This window comes from Aurantiacibacter rhizosphaerae (assembly GCF_009807005.1).
Taxonomy (GTDB): Bacteria; Pseudomonadota; Alphaproteobacteria; order Sphingomonadales; family Sphingomonadaceae; genus Alteraurantiacibacter; species Alteraurantiacibacter rhizosphaerae.
Genome location: NZ_WUBR01000001.1, coordinates 675,684 through 692,370 on the forward strand (window position 1 = coordinate 675,684; position 16,687 = coordinate 692,370).

Consider the following 16,687-nt stretch of genomic DNA (forward strand, 5'->3'; position numbering starts at 1 on the left):
ATGACAGATTATAAGAACATTCTTGTGGAGCAGCGCGGCAATGTGACGCTGGTCACCCTCAACCGGCCCGATTCGCTCAACGCGCTGAACACCGGTGTTCTGGCCGATCTGATCGATGCCTTTGCCGCGTACGAAGCGGATGACACGCAGCGATGCGCCGTGCTGACCGGCTCTGGTGACAAGGCCTTTGCCGCCGGTGCCGATATCAAGGAGATGGTGGAGAAGGACACGGCGCAATTCTTCAACGAGGATTTCTTCGCCGGATGGACCGATGATTTCACCCGCCGCACCCGCAAGCCGTGGATCGCGGCGGTAAACGGCTTTGCGCTGGGTGGCGGATGCGAAGTGGCGATGATGGCGGATTTCATCATCGCATCGGACAAGGCGCGCTTTGGCCAGCCGGAAATCAAGCTGGGCGTGCTGCCCGGCATGGGCGGAACGCAGCGGCTGGTTCGCGCGGTGGGCAAGGCGAAGGCGATGGACCTGTGTCTGACGGGCCGCATGATGGACGCCGCCGAGGCGGAGGCGAGCGGCCTTGTGGCCCGCGTGGTGGAGCATGACAGGCTGCTGGACGAAGCGATGGAAGCCGCCGCGCTGATCGCAAGCATGGCGCCGCTGGCCGCCATGGCCAACAAGGAAGCGGTTGATGCAGCGTTTGAAAACACGCTGGACCAGGGCATCAAATACGAACGCCGCCTGTTCCAGGTGATCACAGCAACCGATGACAAGACCGAGGGAATGAAGGCTTTCGTCGAAAAGCGCGATCCGAAATGGACGGGGCGCTAAAGCGCTGCCGCATCCGGTGACGCGCTGATTTCTATTGTGTTGGCGCTGTCACCAGCGCCTTACCCTCCGGTGCGAAGGTGACGCTGGCAAGATCTGGCGCAAGGGCGCATTCGCCGGGCTTCACCACCTCTGTGCCGCCGATCACGATCTCTCCTGAAAGGGGCAGCACCAGGAGTGATTGGGTATAGCTGTACAGCAGCCCATCGTCCGGCAGCCCGTCTATCCAGTCCAGCCGGAAGGCCGGGCCATCCACCAGCGAAGCATGTCCGCTGGCGGGCAGGCTTTGATGCAGTTCGCGATCATATGGCGACCCGTCGGCGATCTTCACGCCTTGCTCCAGATGCAATTCTCTTGGACGGCCATAATCGTACAGGCGATAGGTGATGTCGCAATTCTGCTGCACCTCGATGATGGAGCAGCCCGGACCGATGGCGTGAACTGTATTGGCCGGAATGTAGAAGAAATCGCCTGCCTTCACCTCGAACCAGGTCATCAGCTCTTCGATTGAGCCGTCTTCCGCGGCGCTGCGGATCGCCTCTTCATCCAGCGGCCTATCGAAGCCGATGCCAAGGCACGCGCCGGTTTCTGCCGCAATCACCAGCCAGCATTCCTCCTTGCCGCGATCACCAAGCCCGGCGGCCTTGGCCTGCTGCCTGTTAGGGTGACACTGAACGGAGAGCTTTTCGCTGGTGAACAAGTACTTCACCAGCAGATCCGGCATTTCAGCGGGTGGTTCGAACCAAACCTCTCCAACGCGCGTACCATCGGGCGCAGTGAAGGGCGCGGGAAGTTCATCACGACCCCAGACTTTTTCGACAATTCGGGGCGCCAGCAGCATCGACCCATGATTAGCGGCAAATGCTGCGAAAACAATGCTACGCAAAATTGCGCTCACCCCTGAACAGCGGGTAAGCATCACGCAATGGCCGATATTAAACAGATAGAGCGCGATCCGCGCTGGCTCCCCCACGCGCTGGATATGCAGGGGCAGCGAATGCAATTCGTGCAGGTTTCGCGCGATGTGCTCTCCCAGCCGCCGTTCCTGGCCGATTTCAAGCCCGAAGGCGCTGCTGGCGCGGCATGGCTCTCCTTCGATCAGGTAAGGGCGTTGAAGCCCGAAACCGGGCCGCTGCACTTCATCTTTCATTCCGCCTTTTGCCGATCCACCCTGCTCGTTCGCGCGCTGGAGGCGCAGGGTATCTCGGCGGGTCTGGCCGAACCGGGCATCATCGCACAACTTGCCGGGGCCGGGGCCGGGGCCGGAGCAGGGGCAGGCGCTGGCGCAGGCACAGAGGCTGCATCGCTGGTGAAACCCGTGTGCGATCTGCTGTCCCGCCCGTGGGGGCAGGGGGAGGCGGTGTTCGTCAAACCCACCAATCATGCCAATATGCTGATCCCCGCGCTGCTGGACGCGCGGCCCGATGCCAGCGCGGTTCTGATGACCAATGATCTTGCGCCTTTCCTGCGATCCGTATCGCGGCGCGGGCTGATGGGGCGGCGCTGGGGCAGGCAGCTTTACCTGGAGCTGATGGGCTATGCCGGGATGGACCTTGGCATGGACGCGCGCGAGCAATTCAGCATGACGGACCTGCAGGCGGCAACGGTCGGCTGGTTCATGTCGCAACGCCTTTTCGCCAATTTGCTGGCAGGGCCGCAGGGCAAGAGGCTGCGCGTGCTGGACGGTGACCGGTTCAATTCCGACCGTGCCGACACGCTGGAAGCCGTATTCGCGCTGGCCGGCATGAACGTCCCGCCGGAGAAAATCGCAGCAATCGTGGATGGCCCACGCTTTCGCAGTCATGCCAAGCTGGGCGGCGATTTCTCGCCCGGTGCAGGCAATGTCGCACCCGATGCGCCGCCGCCCATCGTGGAGGAGGAAATCGCCCAGATGCAGCAATGGATCGGCATGGTCGCACAGCAGGCCGGGCTGAAGGTGCCGCTGACGCAGACCCTGTTCTGACGGCGCCTAGTCCTCCGCCTTGGCGTCCTCTTCTTCGCGCAGGAAAATCTCCTCTATCGTCAGTTCGAATACATCGGCGATGCGAAAGGCCAGCGGCAGGCTGGGATCGTATTTGCCGGTTTCGATGGCGTTGACACTCTGCCGACTGACTTCGAGCCGTTGCGCCAGGTCTTGCTGGCTCCACTCCTTCATCGCGCGCAGCACGCGCAGGCGGTTCTTCATGCGCCGCCTGCCTGTTCGGCCCGGTTGCTGCGGGCAATCCACCATCGGGTCAGGCCCATGCCCAGCGCCCAGACAGGCACGGATAGCCAGCCGGGTGCATGAGGCACCAGTTCGAACTCTTCGAAAAAGCCCCATAGCGAGGCGAGGCCCATCAACAGGGCAAGTCCGCCCATGTTCGACATGATGGCAAGGTGGCGAAGATATTCGTCCTGCTCATCCATGATGTAGCGCGCCATCACCCAGATCATGGCGAAAATCGGCAGAATCGGCAGAGCAGCAATCGCCCACAATATCGGCCCCTCCAGCCCGGCAGCGCGGGTAAGCCAGACGGCGATACCCAGGCCCGCAATATAGGCGAGCGATGCTGCCAGCATGCCGCGATTATAGCGGCGGACGGCGGGGCTGGACGTTCCGCTGCGATCCTCGCACCGCTCCCCCGCTTTCATCAGCGGATAAAGCAGCACCCCGGTGCTGGCCATGAGGAGGATGGACGTGGTCTTGCCGATGGCGTCAATGACCGAAAGGCCTGCGATGAGGCCCATCAATCCCAGGATTGCTCCGATCCAGAACCCCGGACTGCGCCGCTCGATCCAGCCATCGGTCATGCTGCGCACCGCGATTTCAGGAAGCAGCTGCCAGAAGCACCGATGGAGAGAATGGCCAGGGCTGGCAGTGCCACGAACATGGGTTCCGCAGTTTCGCTGGCGATCAGCCCGGCTTTCACCGCGAGGGCGAGTGCGATCATGGCGGCGGCCCACAGCAGCGTCTTTGTATTCTGAAACATATCAAGCTCCCTTGTAACTATGTAAAGGAAACTAGACACGCCATCCACCAATGTCAAGCAAGGTTGACAGAAGGATTGGCTGCCTTGACCTTGACCGTCACATGCCTTTGAAACGAAAAGAAAAAGCCCCGCCTGGCCCTTCATGCAGAAAGGGCGATCAGGCGAGGCTTCAGGCGGCGGCGGCACCCGCAATGTGCCTTTCCGCCAGGGAGGTTCGTTGGTCAGAACCGCTTGGTTACGCCTACGCGGAACTGGCGCGGTTCCACTATGCGGCTGTTCACGCCTTCCACGCCCGCCGCGGGCTCTCCGGGGAAGCGAGTGGTGTAGAAATAGTCGATATCATCGTCCTTGGAATCGAGGACGTTGAGAAGCTCGGCATGGAATTCCCAGCCATTCAGGAAGGCGATATCCTGCGGCGTCCATGCTACGCGGGCATTCACCAGGGTGGTGGCATCGCCGCGGACGGAATTGTCCTCGATCAGCGGGTGCGGCCCGAGATAGCGTAGCCGCGCGGCGGCATTCCAATCGGGGAAGGCGGCTGCAATGCCCAGCTCGCCTGAATTCTCCAGCGCACCGGGCACGAAGTTCTGCCCATCGGGCAATCCGGCAAAGCGCGAGGTGGTGCCGGTCCACACGGCGTCCACTGCCAGCCAGTTATTTGGCTTGTAAAACGCGGTGAGTTCGTACCCGTGGCGCTTGCCCGGATCGCTGGGCTCCACGGCGCCGGCATCGCCCACATAGATCAGCTCGCTCTCTATGCTGGACCACCAGTAAACCGCCGTCAGGATCATGCCGCCGCGTTCGAAACGCATGCCCAACTCCTCGAAATCGCCTTCCACCAGGCCCGGTGCGGGATCGACAGGAGCGGTAATGCCGCGCGCATCGTTGGAATGGAAGCCCTCGCCATAGTTCGCGTACAGAGCGATGCCGTCCGCCACTTCGTAATTCACGCCGATCTTGGCGCCCAGCGCATCGTCCGACACATCGCCAGACCAGCTGAGCGCGCCGCGCAGGGCGCGGGTTTCGAAATTGTACCAGTCATTGCGCAGGCCGGCGATCACCATCAGGCGGTCCACAGGCTGCCACACCGCTTCTGCATAAAGGCCCAGCGATGCCTCATCCACGGCGAAAGCCCCGACGGTGAATTCCGTCACGCCATTGATCGTCTCGTCCAGGCCAACTTCGGAAATATCGTCATACCGGCCTTCCGCGCCCACCCGCAGTGACAACGTATCGGCCAGCCGCGCGGTGTGTTCCACGCGCCCGCCGAAGGTCCACAGCTTGTCATACTGGCGGATCTGGTCCCCGTTCACCGGGTCTTCCAGGAAATAGGTGAAGTTGGACAACAGCTGCCAGTCGTAATGCTGCGCATAGGCGGTGATGCGCCAGTCATCGGAAAGGTAATGCGCGGTGAGGATGCCGCGCTCCGTATCTCCGCGCAATGTCTTGTCGAGTGCGCAGAACCGGTCTGCGCACAAGGGCGTGCCCACCACGCGTTCGGGCAATTGCTCGGTCGGGGCCCAGCTGGCGTTGTAGTAATTGTAGCTGAGCGAAAGATCTCCATCGGCAATGCCGGTGGTGTATTTGATAAAGGCGGAATAGCCTTCGAAATCCTCCGGCAATTCCCAGGGGCCATCGTTGAACTTGGCCTGGCCCGCCACCAGCAATTCGCCATCACCGATGCTGGTGGAGCCGCCACCGACGAAGCGCCTATAGCCATAGCTGCCGATCTCTGCGCTGGCGAAAGGTTGCAGCCTGTCATGCGTGATGATTTCGGATGACCCTACGAAGGAGAAATCGCCCGCATCCGCGCGATAGGGACCCTTGCGATAATCCACGCGGGCCACGGTTTCAGGTATCAGGCCGTTCACATCCAGATAGCCCTGGCCATGGCCATGCGTGCGAAAATTCACTGGCATATCGTCGATATACAGGGAATAGTCGGTGCCGTGATCGAGGTTGAACCCGCGCAGGAAAAACTGGTTCGCCTTGCCGCCGCCCGAATGCTGCGTCGCGATCAGGCCGGGAGTGGCTTCCAGCAATTCACCGGGGCGCAGAAGCGGGCGGATTTCGATATCCGCGCCCGCCACTCCGCCTTCGCTGGCCGCGCCCGCCTGCCCGATGCGCCGTTCCCCGCGACCGAATACGTAGATCACCTCTCCTGTGTCCATATCGCGCACGACATTGGTATCGTCGTCATTCGCCTTGGCCGGAGTGGTGCCCGCGGCACGCGGCTGCTGCGTCGCAGGTTCAGACACCGGCGCATCGCCCTCGCTGTCGTGTGCCTGTGCCTGTGCCTGTGCCTGTGCTTGTGCCTGTGCGGGCAATGCGACGAATATCGTGCTGGCGGAGGCAAACAGGGTGAGGCGAATGCGGGGGTTCATCGGGCAATCATTTCCGTGCAGTTTCTAACGAAGATCGTGTTGAAACATCCGCTATCGCCTTGCACCGTTATTTACGGTAACCGGCGCGTAACATGGATGTTACAGACCTTTTCCAAGCTGAAATCGAGAGACTGCAAGCAGCCGGAGTTCCCGGTAAAAGTGGCCGCGTGCGCGAATTGTTCGATTTTCTTGCGCGGCGCGGTCCCGATGCACGCAGCGCCTCTCAGGATGACCTGGCGCGAGAGGTGTTCGGCCAGGAAACCAGCGACGCTGACGATGCAACCGTGCGCGTCTACATCCACCGACTGCGCAAGAAGCTGGAAGATTTCTACGCCGCGGATGATGAGGCGGACGGCGGGGTTCGCATCGTGCTGCCCTCGGGAACCTATGCCCTCCGCATGGAAGGCGGCGGCGTGGAAGATGTGCAGACGAGGCCCGGCAGCTATCGCGCCAATCGCCCCAGCACGCTGATTGCCGCAGGCGTGGCGCTGATTGTGTTGGCGCTGGTGGCGCTGTTCGCGTGGACCCAGCGCGCAGATGCGCCCAACGCATTCTGGCAGCCGCTGGCCGCATCGGACAGGCCCGTGCTGCTGGTGCTGGGCGATTACTACATCTATGGCGAGATCGATCCTGTCCGGCCTGAGCAAAGCCGCCTGATCCGCGATTTCCGCGTGGATTCAGAACAGGATCTGGCTGCGCTGCAGGAAGCGGAGCCTGATCGGTATGGGTATGCCGAGGACGTTGGCCTCAGCTATCTGCCGTTCTCCAGCGCATATGGACTGCGCGATGTGATGCCGGTGCTGTCCCGCGGCGGCAAGGACGTGGAGGTGATCGCGTCGTCAGAGCTTACGCCCGACATGCTCAACCGTTTCGACATCGTCTATGTTGGCCTTCTTTCCGGAATGGGATTGCTGGAAGAGCAGATCTTTGCGGGCAGCAGCCTGCGCATGGGCGAAAGTTATGACGAGATCGTGGACCGCGAAAGCGGCCAGATCTGGACCAGCGAGGAAGCGCGCACGCTCGCCTCGCCGGCGTTCTATCGCGACTATGCCTATCTCACCCGCTTTACCGCTTCTACCGGGGCGCAGGTGGTGGTGATCGCCAGCCAGCGGGAGACGGGACTGCGCGGAATCAGCCAGATCGTGGTGTCGGGCGAATTGCCTGCCGAGATGGATCAGGCCCTAGGCGGCAAGGGTTTTGAAGCGCTGGTGCAGGTAACAGGGCAGCAGGGCGCGGATCTGGATGACCGGACGATCCTGGCCCGGCAGCGTCGCTGAACTTCGCAAACCACTGTAATTACAACACCTTTCGGTGAAACTCCGGTTCGCCTCGCGCGGGGCCTTGCGAGCAATCTTGCCAGCCATTGCCGGGCCAAAGCCCATGGTCGCCGTTATCTTGTCATTCACCCAGCTACGCCTACATTGAGGCTTGCGAAAGGACACGTTCTCACATGAGTGACAATCAAGAGCCGGAAAATGGCAACGGCGGCAACGGCGGTGGCAATCCCTGGATGAAAAGCCTGATGATTTGGGGCGGGATTTTCCTTGCCCTGTTGCTGGCTGTATCCCTGTTTGGCGGCCCGCGTGAAGCGCCCGGCACCGCGATCCTTTATTCCGATTTCAAGGACAAGGTCGCCGAAGGCTCCGTGGCCGAGGTGAAGATCGCGCCCGATCGGATTTCCGGCGTCCTAAAGAACGAAGAGCGTTTCGTGACCACGCCCGTTCCCGGCGATGTCAATCTCACCACCCAGCTGGAAGAGGCTGGCGTGGAATACACCGGCACCCAGCCTGAGCAGATGAACGTGCTGCTGGTGGTGCTGATCCAGGCGCTGCCATTCCTGCTGATCCTGGGCATCGCATTCTTCGCGCTGCGACAGGTGCAGAAGGGCGGCGGCGCTGGCGGTGCAATGGGCTTTGGCAAATCCAAGGCAAAGCTGCTGACCGAGAAACAGGGCCGCGTGACGTTTGACGATGTTGCCGGCATTGATGAAGCGCGCGAGGAATTGCAGGAAATCGTCGAGTTCCTGAAAGATCCGCAGCGCTTCTCCAAGCTGGGCGGACAGATCCCCAAGGGCGCGCTGCTGGTCGGCTCCCCCGGTACGGGTAAGACGCTGCTGGCCCGCGCGATTGCGGGTGAGGCTCGCGTGCCGTTTTTCACCATTTCAGGTTCCGACTTTGTCGAGATGTTCGTGGGCGTCGGCGCCAGCCGTGTGCGCGACATGTTCGAACAGGCGAAGAAGAACGCGCCCTGCATCGTTTTCATTGACGAAATCGACGCCGTGGGCCGTCATCGCGGCAATGGCGTTGGCAATTCCAATGACGAGCGCGAGCAGACGCTGAACCAGTTGCTGGTGGAGATGGATGGTTTTGAAGCCAATGAAGGCATCATCATCATCGCCGCCACCAACCGGCCTGACGTGCTGGACCCGGCGCTGCTGCGTCCCGGTCGTTTCGACCGTCAGGTTGTGGTGCCGATCCCCGATATCGACGGCCGTGAGAAAATTCTGGCCGTCCACATGAAGAAGGTGCCGCTTGCACCCGACGTGAACCCACGCACCATCGCGCGCGGTACGCCCGGTTTCTCCGGTGCGGACCTTGCCAACCTCGTAAACGAAGCAGCCCTGCTGGCCGCGCGCCGTAACAAGCGCCTTGTTGCCATGCAGGAGTTCGAGGACGCCAAGGACAAGGTGATGATGGGCTCCGAACGTCGATCCATGGTGATGACCGAGGACGAGAAGAAGATGACCGCCTATCACGAGGCCGGCCATGCCATCGTTGCCGTTCACGAAGAGGCGTCTGACCCGATCCACAAGGCCACCATCATTCCGCGCGGCCGCGCGCTGGGCATGGTGATGCGCCTGCCTGAGCGGGACAATTACTCCTACCACCGTGACAAGATGCACGCGAACCTCTCCGTTTCCATGGGTGGCCGCGTGGCGGAAGAAATCATCTTCGGGCACGACAAGGTTTCGTCCGGCGCGTCGTCAGATATCCAGTACGCTACCGATCTGGCGCGCAACATGGTCACCAAATGGGGCATGTCTGACAAGCTGGGCCCGTTGCAGTACGAGAGCAGCCAGGAAGGTTATCTCGGCATGGGCCAGACCACGCGCACGATGGCGGGTGCCGAAACCAACAAGCTGATCGACCAGGAGATCAAGGATCTGGTGGAAGGCGCGCACAAGCGGGCAACGGACTTGCTGAGTACGCATGAGGATCAGCTGCACCTGTTGGCTCAGGCCATGCTGGAGTACGAGACGCTGACGGGTGACGAGATCAAGACCTTGCTGGAAGACGGCAAGATCGATCGTCCCGATGCACCTTCCGGCCCCATCCCCGTGCAACCATCGCAAGGATCCTCGATCCCCAAGGCGGGCAAGCGATTTGGCGGTGGCGGAGAAGCGCCGCAGGGAGCCTAATGCAGATTTGCGCGTTGGTGTGGTTCGAAAAAGGAAAACACGATGAACCGTAAATTGCTTGCAGTTACTCTTGCGATCCCCGCACTCACACTGGCTGGCGCCTGTTCCGAACAGACGCAGGACAATGCCGAAACCATGGCCGAACGCGCCGCTGCCGATACAGAGGCGAACGCCGAAGTGATCGGCAACGAAATCCGCGAAGGCGCAATCGTCGCCGCCGATGGCGTTAGCAAGGGTGCCGCGGAATTGAGCGACGAACTGTCCGCCCGCGATGCGGCAGACCCCGATGATGGCGATGGCCAGTTGGACGGCACTGACTGAACCTGTCGGATTAGTTGCCGGCAGGTTTAGCGAATACAGATTTAGGAAAGGTGCGGTGCAGCAATGCGCCGCCCTTTCTCGTTCATGCGGCTAACCATGTGCCGGGTGGTGCTGACCAGGCCTAGAACAGCCCCAGCAGAAGCAGCATCTGAATAAACAGTGCGATGATGATCCAGATGAAAAGGCTCAACGCCAGCAACCGCCAGAAAGCGGAAATGCGGCGCAAGGAATAGGCTCCGCGCAATTGCTTGTAGAGGTGGATCGGCGGGATCACCAGGATGGCCAGCGTGCTGATCGCGCTGGGTATACCGATCATCGGAACAACCGAGACGATAATGAACAGCAGCGTCATGAAGCTGAGCGAATAGGTGACGAAGATCGCATGATCATAGGCGCCGAAACGCCGTTTCCAGAAGAACAGCAGCCAGACGAATGGGATCGAGATCGGTATCAGGAGCCAGGAGAACTTGTAGGCATTGGCCTGCAGCTTGTAGAGCATGAGGCTGGGGTTTTCGGTCCACTTGCCCACCGCCTTGTCGATAATTGCGATGCCGGTGCCCTGTTTTGTGGTCTTTACGGTCGCGTCCGCGACTTCCGCTACGCCTTCAGTAGCGGGCTCCACCTCGCTCTCATCCCCGCGCGCGCCAGCCATGAACCCATCGGCAAAGTCGCGCATGGCGGAGCGCTCGCTGACAGCGGCGTCGCCCGCGTCCTTCTCCAGGGCGATGAGCCGCTCCAGCGTCTCGCGCCGCTGCTGCGCGGTCAGATCATCGGCGGCAAGTTCATCCTGCGCTAGCGCGATGTCCCTCGCCACCTCTTCGCGCACCTCGCTCGCGCTTATCTCGGAAGGTGCCTCGCCGGTAAAATCGGCGGGGGCTGTAAAGCCGAGCATCTGGAACACGGCGAACATCAGGAAAACGCTGAAAAGGAACAGCGCCATCGGTGACACGAAGCGGGCACGCTCGCCTTCGATATATCGCCGCGTAAGCGCGCCGGGTTTGAATGCCAGCAGGGGCAGGGTGCGCCATAGCTTACCCTCGAAATGCAGCGCGCCGTGCAGCAGATCGTGCATGAAGGCACCGATGGTGCGGTGAATATGGCCCTGCTGGCCACAAGCATGGCAATACGCCCCGGTAAGGTTCGTGCCGCAGTTCAGGCATTTATCCGGCTGGTGCGGATGCACAGGCTTTGCACCGGAATCGGGATCCAGCGCGCGGGCGAGCAGGCCGCCTTCCGCCGCAGTCCCAAAGCCTTCGAAGATATCGCTCATGCTGTTTCCCGCCCGTATGTCCCCGGCCAGACTAACCCCGCGCGGCTACAAGGTCGAGATGGAACAAAAGGGGATCGCGAGTGGTTGGTAAGGAAAGGAGAATTTTCGATGAGTTCCGCAACACCCAATGCCCATCCCAAGTCCGATCCAGTGTCCAATGCCGAGAAGAAGCCAGAGAACTGGACCACGGGGGATGAAAAGATGACCGGCGCACAGGCCAGCTATCTCAAGACGCTGAGCGAAGAGGCCGGACAGCCCGAAGCCTATGATCCTGAAATGACCAAGGCCGATGCGTCCATTCGGATTGACGAATTGCAGGCGGCAACTGGTCGCGGGCAGGAATAGCGCCCGTAACAAAGCCCGTATCACCGCTTTGAATGCAAAAAGGGGCTGCGCTTCGCAGCGCAGCCCCTTTTTGTTTGGTTCTTGGATCAGAGGGCCTTAGCCGTCGTAATCGGCACCGATCGATGTGGAGCGGGTGGGCGCAGCAGCGGACAGGCGCATGGCTTCTGCCGACTGGCTCAGCGAACCGACCTCATCCGCCTCATCCTCTTCATCCGGCAGGACGCGCTGCAGCGACTGCACCAGCGATTCGGAAAGATGCTTCGGCTTGACAGTCTGCTCTGCAATTTCGCGCAGTGCGACGACCGGGTTCTTGTCGCGGTCACGATCAATGGTCATTTCCGCACCGCCGGAAATCTCGCGCGCACGCTGGGCAGCCAGCAGGACGAGATCGAAACGGTTGGGAACTTTGTCGACGCAATCTTCGACTGTAACGCGCGCCATGGGCACTCCGGATAAGCTGGTGTTTCGGAAAGTCTGCCATCTAGGAGGGCGTACTGGCCAAGTCAAGGTTTCCTGCGCGCGCCGGTATGCTAACAGGGCTGATGACCAGCGAATTCGATTACAGCGACCCCTCTCCTTTTTCAGCCAAGGCGCAAGGCCAGTCACTGACCTTCTTCCCCGATGGGGCAGACCGGAAGGGCGCCGTGCTGGAAATCATCAATGGCGCGCAATCCAGCCTGAAAATCGCCTTTTACATCTTCGCCGCGGATCTGGTGGGCGGAGAAGTGCGCGATGCGCTGGTGGCAGCGGCGCAGCGCGGCGTGGACGTGACGCTGATCGTCGATGGCTTCGGCGCCAATGTAGACGATGAGTTCTTCGCCGAGATGACGGCGGCGGGCGGCACCTTCCTGGTGTTCATGGCCAAATGGTCTCGGCGCGCGCTGATCCGCAACCATCAGAAGATTCTTATCGCGGATGATCAGGTTGCCATGATGGGCGGCTTCAATATCGAGGATGATTATTTCGCGCCCCCGCATCAGAACGGCTGGAACGACCTTGGCTTCCGGTTGGAAGGCGATGCCGTTGGCCGCGTGGCGGAATGGTTTGCGCAATTGCGCGAATGGGCCGCCAACGACAAGGCGCAGTTCCGCGATATTCGCCACCGGGTGCGCAATTGGGACGATGGCGATGGCCCGGTGCAGGTCCTGATCGGCGGGCCGACCAAGGGCCTGTCCAGCTGGGCGCGCAGCGTGACGCAGGACATGGCCGAGGGCGAGAGGCTGGACATGATGATGGCCTATTTCTCGCCCAACAAGCGTCTGCGCGGTTGCATCCGCAAAATTGCCCGCAAAGGCAAAACACACCTGCTGCTGGCGGGGAAGAGCGACAACGCCGCCACCATCGGCGCGTCGCGGGCATTGCACGCGCAATTGCTGGAGGCCGGTGCGAAAATCTATGAATTCCAGCCGTGCAAGCTGCACACCAAGCTGATCGTGCTGGATGATGCGGTGTATCTGGGCAGCGCCAATTTCGACATGCGCAGCCTTTATGTGAATCTGGAAATCGTGCTGCGAATCGAGGATGCAGAGCTTGCGGAACGGATGCGCGGTTTCATTCACGATCACCTGCCAGCCAGCGAGCAGGTGACGCCCGAACTCCATGCCCGGCGGGCCACGCCGTGGACAAAGGCCAAGTGGTGGGCCAGCTGGTTCCTTGTTTCGGTGGTGGATTACACCGTCAGCCGGAAGCTGAACCTGGGCCTTTGATCGTCGATCCCGGCACGGACGGCTGACCGGCCGCTTCGTAATTTTACGCAGCCCCGCGCAGAATAAATCTTGAGCGGTTTGGACGCAGCTATTTCGTCATGAAGGATCGTGATGAAATCAGGCGTCTGACATTCGCCAGAAAGCCAATCGAAGTGGGGGTGTTTTGCCTGGCCATATCGGTAATTGCCATTGTCGCCATGCACGTGGGCTTTGCGTATGTGCCGGTGCGAACCACGGCAACGGCCATGGCATTGCTGGGCGTGCTGGGCGCGGGCACGCTGTATTTCGGCGTGTTCCGCACGATGCGCGGCGTGATCTTCGATCTTACCGAACGCAACCGGCTGCTGCGGATGACGGAGGAGAACGCCAACGTCGGCCACTGGCGCGTGGATTTTAACACGGATGAGCTATTCTGGTCCGATCAGACTTACAAGATCTACGGCTTGAGCAAGAGCGAGAAGCCGAACCTGCAAATCGCTATCGATGCCTTCCATCACGAAGACAGGTATCTGATCGAAGACGCCGTGGAAACCGCACGAGAGACGGGCAAGCCTTACACCGTGAAGGCGCGGCTGCGGCGGCCGGACGGTTCGATCAGATATACAGAAGTGGTGGCACGCGTAGAACTGGACGGGGCGGGCAACCCGGCGGCGATCTTCGGCATATTTGCCGACAGGACGGAAGAAACTCTACTGAACGAGGAACTGATCGAGGCCCGTAACGAGGCCGAGGCATCCGGCGCTGCAAAGGCCAGCTTCCTGGCCAAGATGAGCCACGAAATCCGCACGCCCATGAACGGCATCGTCGGCTTTGCAGACTTGCTGTTGCAGGAGGAAATGAAAACGTCCCAGCGGCGCATGGTGGAACTGATCGCCGAATCGGGCAAATCGCTCACGCTGCTGCTGAATGACATTCTGGACCTGTCGAAGATCGAGGCCGGGGAAACGGTGATCCGCAAGGAATCGACCGATGTCGGGCACATTGCCCGCCAGGTTGCCAAGCTGTTTGAACCCCAGGCGCGGGAAAAGGGCGTGGAGTTGAGGGTAAACGTTGCCCCCGATGTTCCGATCAACCTGATGGGAGACGGCCTGCGCCTGCGCCAGATTCTGTCAAACCTGCTGGGCAATGCCATCAAGTTTACAGAGCGCGGCTTTGTCGAGATCCGCGTGGAGGTGATTGCCGGCCAATTGCACTGCAAGGTTATCGACACGGGCATCGGCATTTCTGAAGACGCGCAGAGAAAGGTGTTCGAGCCTTTCACCCAGTCCGATGGCACGGTGGAGGAACGGTACGGCGGAACGGGGCTGGGCCTGGCAATCTGCCGTCAGCTGACGACATTGATGGGCGGCCTGCTGGAACTGGAAAGCACCGAAGGCGAAGGCAGCATGTTCGACATGATCCTGCCGATAGAATATGCTGCGCTGCGCGGACCCGCCGCTGCTACGCGACCAAGCGCGCCAATGGCAGGGAACCAGCGGATCCTTCTGGCGGAGGATTACGATATCAATCAGCACCTGATTGCCGGCATGGCGAAAAACGCAGGTATCGAACTGGATATCGCCGAAGATGGCGAGGCGGCGTTGAGAATGGTGTGCGATGCCCAGGCGCAGGATTGCCAATATGCCGCCGTGCTGATGGATGTGCAGATGCCGGTGATGGACGGCATAGAAGCCACCAGGAAAATCCGCGCCCTGGGCATAGACGGCCACACGCTGCCGATCATCGCCCTTTCCGCCAACGCCTATCCCGATGATATCGAGGAGTGTCTGGCAGCCGGAATGCAAAGCCACATGGCCAAGCCGCTCAGCTATGACACCTTCACCAATGAAGTCGGCCGCTGGCTGACACGGTCTTCCATGGCCGCCTGATCGCAGGGCTTTCGCCCCTATTCGAACCCGTAGTCAGAATAATCCTTCATATTGGGGGAGGTGAACTTGGTGAACTCGCTCTGGAACAAGAGCGGCACGTTGCCGGTGGAGCCGTGGCGCTGTTTCGCCACGATCAGCGTCGCCTTGTTGCGCAGTTCCAGATAGCGATCTTCCCAGGTGCGGTACTTCTCCTTGTCCGCTTCGGAACTGGTTTCACTGGGCATGTCCGGGCGCAGCGACTCGTGGTAGTAATCGGCGCGGAAGATGAACCACACCATGTCGGCGTCCTGCTCGATAGAACCGGATTCGCGCAGATCGGAAAGCATCGGGCGCTTGTCCTCGCGTTGCTCCACCGCACGGCTTAGCTGCGACAGGGCAATCACCGGCACCTGCAGTTCCTTGGCCAGCGTTTTCAGGCCACGGCTGATTTCCGAAATTTCGTTCACGCGGTTGTCGCTGGCGCGGCCCGAACCCTGCAACAACTGCAGATAATCGACCACGATCAGCCCGATATCGTGCCGCCGTTTCAGCCGCCGCGCGCGGGTGCGCAGGGCGGAGATGGAAAGGGCGGGCGTATCATCGATATAAAGTGGCAGCTCCGCCAGCTTTTGCGCGGCGTAGGACAGTTTCTGAAACTCGTCTCGCTTCAGCGCGCCCGAACGCAGCGCTTCGGAAGAAATTTCCGCCTGTTCGGCAAGGATACGCGTGGCCAGCTGATCCGCGCTCATTTCCAGGCTGAAAAAGGCAGCGGGCGCGCCGTAGTTGTGGGGGCCGCCGTCGCGCTGGAATTTGAGGTGCTCCTCCGCACAATTGAAGGCGATGTTCATGGCGAGCGAGGATTTGCCCATGCCCGGACGCCCGGCCAGGATCACGAGGTCGGAATTGTGGAGGCCAGCGGTCTTGTTGTCGATGGTTTCCAGGCCCGTAGTCTTGCCCGACAGCTTGCCGCCGGAATTCATCGCCGCTTCCACAAGCTTGATCGCTTCCATGGATGCGCTGCGGAAGGCGACGCCCGCTTTCTCGCTGGTGGCCCCTTCCGCCACCTCGAACAGGCGTGCCTCTGCTTGTTCGATCTGGCGCTGCGGTTCCACTTCTTCTGAGGTGTCCAGCGCGCCTTCCACCAGTTCGCGGCCCACGCCAACCAGCTCGCGCAGCAGGGCAAGATCATAGATCTGCTTTGCCAGTTCACGCGGGGCCAGCAAGCCCTGGCCATCGGCGGTAAGCTGCGCCAGGTAACCGGTGCCGCCCAGTTCCGATAACGCCTCGTCCCCTTCGAAATAGGGTTTGAGGGTTACCGGCGTCACCACCATCTGCCGATCGATCAGGGTCAGCACGCGTTCGTAGATTCGCCCGTGGATCGGCGCAAAGAAATGGCCTGCGCGCAATTCTACCGGCAATTCTTCCAGCACGCGGTTATCGATCAGCACGGCGCCAAGGAATGCGGCCTCCGCCTCCAGATTGGCGGGCAGGGTGCGGCCCTGTTCGGCGGGCTTGGAATCGGCGGCGGCAGAGCGGGTCAGCAGGTCTTGATCGGGCATGGCAGCGTGATGGGCGTGTGCGCGGCGTATCGCAAGATTGACAATGGCAAAGTTACACCTGCAACCCTGTGGATAGCGTGGAGAA

16 protein-coding genes are annotated in these 16,687 nt (G+C 60.9%); 8 read left to right on the plus strand and 8 right to left on the minus strand.

The features are described from left to right. On the plus strand, nt 1–786 hold the full coding sequence (locus GRF63_RS03145; protein WP_160484521.1) for an enoyl-CoA hydratase-related protein: 786 nt from the start codon (nt 1–3) through the stop codon (nt 784–786). 31 nt (nt 787–817) lie between these two features. Here GRF63_RS03145 and GRF63_RS03150 read toward each other — a convergent pair whose 3' ends face one another. Then, on the minus strand, nt 818–1,624 hold the full coding sequence (locus GRF63_RS03150; RefSeq protein WP_160484522.1) for a class I mannose-6-phosphate isomerase: 807 nt from the start codon (nt 1,622–1,624) through the stop codon (nt 818–820). Between the two features lie 84 nt (nt 1,625–1,708). Here GRF63_RS03150 and GRF63_RS03155 point away from each other — a divergent pair, with 84 nt between their 5' ends. Next, nucleotides 1,709–2,746 (plus strand): hypothetical protein, encoded by a 1,038-nt coding sequence (locus GRF63_RS03155; protein ID WP_160484523.1) that lies wholly within the window; start codon nt 1,709–1,711, stop codon nt 2,744–2,746. 6 nt (nt 2,747–2,752) lie between these two features. Here the strand turns inward: GRF63_RS03155 and GRF63_RS03160 are convergent, their stop codons facing one another. The 4 genes from GRF63_RS03160 to GRF63_RS03175 form a co-directional block, all read right to left on the minus strand. Next, nucleotides 2,753–2,968, minus strand: coding sequence for a helix-turn-helix transcriptional regulator (locus GRF63_RS03160; RefSeq protein WP_160484524.1), 216 nt, complete (start codon nt 2,966–2,968; stop codon nt 2,753–2,755). Further along, nucleotides 2,965–3,573: a hypothetical protein gene (locus GRF63_RS03165; protein WP_160484525.1), complete on the minus strand. Its 609-nt coding sequence runs from the start codon at nt 3,571–3,573 to the stop codon at nt 2,965–2,967. The genes GRF63_RS03160 and GRF63_RS03165 overlap by 4 nt, the downstream gene beginning before the upstream one ends. Then, nucleotides 3,570–3,752, minus strand: coding sequence for a hypothetical protein (locus tag GRF63_RS03170; RefSeq protein ID WP_160484526.1), 183 nt, complete (start codon nt 3,750–3,752; stop codon nt 3,570–3,572). Before GRF63_RS03170 ends, GRF63_RS03165 begins: the two co-directional genes overlap by 4 nt. A gap of 221 nt (nt 3,753–3,973) precedes the next feature. Next, a complete protein-coding gene (locus tag GRF63_RS03175) occupies nt 3,974–6,136 on the minus strand; it encodes a TonB-dependent receptor (protein WP_160484527.1) in 2,163 nt (720 codons plus the stop codon). 167 nt (nt 6,137–6,303) lie between these two features. Between GRF63_RS03175 and GRF63_RS03180 the strand changes: the two genes are divergently transcribed. The 3 genes from GRF63_RS03180 (at nt 6,304) to GRF63_RS03190 (ending at nt 9,875) form a co-directional block, all read left to right on the plus strand. Continuing rightward, on the plus strand, nt 6,304–7,413 hold the full coding sequence (locus tag GRF63_RS03180; protein WP_160484528.1) for a winged helix-turn-helix domain-containing protein: 1,110 nt from the start codon (nt 6,304–6,306) through the stop codon (nt 7,411–7,413). 173 nt (nt 7,414–7,586) lie between these two features. Then, nucleotides 7,587–9,554, plus strand: a complete 1,968-nt coding sequence (gene ftsH / locus GRF63_RS03185) for an ATP-dependent zinc metalloprotease FtsH (protein ID WP_160484529.1) — start codon at nt 7,587–7,589, stop codon at nt 9,552–9,554. 42 nt (nt 9,555–9,596) lie between these two features. Then, entirely contained in the window at nt 9,597–9,875 is a 279-nt protein-coding gene (locus GRF63_RS03190) for a hypothetical protein (RefSeq protein WP_160484530.1), read from the plus strand. A 121-nt stretch (nt 9,876–9,996) separates the two neighbouring features. Here GRF63_RS03190 and GRF63_RS03195 read toward each other — a convergent pair whose 3' ends face one another. Further along, the gene (locus tag GRF63_RS03195) at nt 9,997–11,145 is read right to left on the minus strand and encodes a DUF3667 domain-containing protein (RefSeq protein WP_160484531.1); all 1,149 of its coding nucleotides are present in this window, start codon (nt 11,143–11,145) and stop codon (nt 9,997–9,999) included. Nucleotides 11,146–11,253: 108 nt separating this feature from the next. Here GRF63_RS03195 and GRF63_RS03200 point away from each other — a divergent pair, with 108 nt between their 5' ends. Then, nucleotides 11,254–11,490 carry a DUF3072 domain-containing protein gene (locus GRF63_RS03200; protein WP_160484532.1) on the plus strand — a complete coding sequence of 79 codons (237 nt, stop codon included), beginning with the start codon at nt 11,254–11,256 and terminating at the stop codon, nt 11,488–11,490. 96 nt (nt 11,491–11,586) lie between these two features. Here the strand turns inward: GRF63_RS03200 and rpoZ are convergent, their stop codons facing one another. Then, entirely contained in the window at nt 11,587–11,931 is a 345-nt protein-coding gene (gene rpoZ / locus GRF63_RS03205; RefSeq protein ID WP_160484533.1) for a DNA-directed RNA polymerase subunit omega, read from the minus strand. 101 nt (nt 11,932–12,032) lie between these two features. On the opposite strand from rpoZ, the gene GRF63_RS03210 reads away from it, so the two are divergent. Both GRF63_RS03210 and GRF63_RS03215 read left to right on the plus strand, forming a co-directional pair. After that, the gene (locus GRF63_RS03210; RefSeq protein ID WP_237392264.1) at nt 12,033–13,196 is read left to right on the plus strand and encodes a phospholipase D-like domain-containing protein; all 1,164 of its coding nucleotides are present in this window, start codon (nt 12,033–12,035) and stop codon (nt 13,194–13,196) included. A gap of 98 nt (nt 13,197–13,294) precedes the next feature. Continuing rightward, on the plus strand, nt 13,295–15,064 hold the full coding sequence (locus GRF63_RS03215; RefSeq protein ID WP_160484535.1) for a PAS domain-containing hybrid sensor histidine kinase/response regulator: 1,770 nt from the start codon (nt 13,295–13,297) through the stop codon (nt 15,062–15,064). A gap of 17 nt (nt 15,065–15,081) precedes the next feature. Here GRF63_RS03215 and GRF63_RS03220 read toward each other — a convergent pair whose 3' ends face one another. Continuing rightward, nucleotides 15,082–16,602 (minus strand): replicative DNA helicase, encoded by a 1,521-nt coding sequence (locus GRF63_RS03220; RefSeq protein ID WP_160484536.1) that lies wholly within the window; start codon nt 16,600–16,602, stop codon nt 15,082–15,084. Nucleotides 16,603–16,687 lie beyond the last annotated feature (85 nt).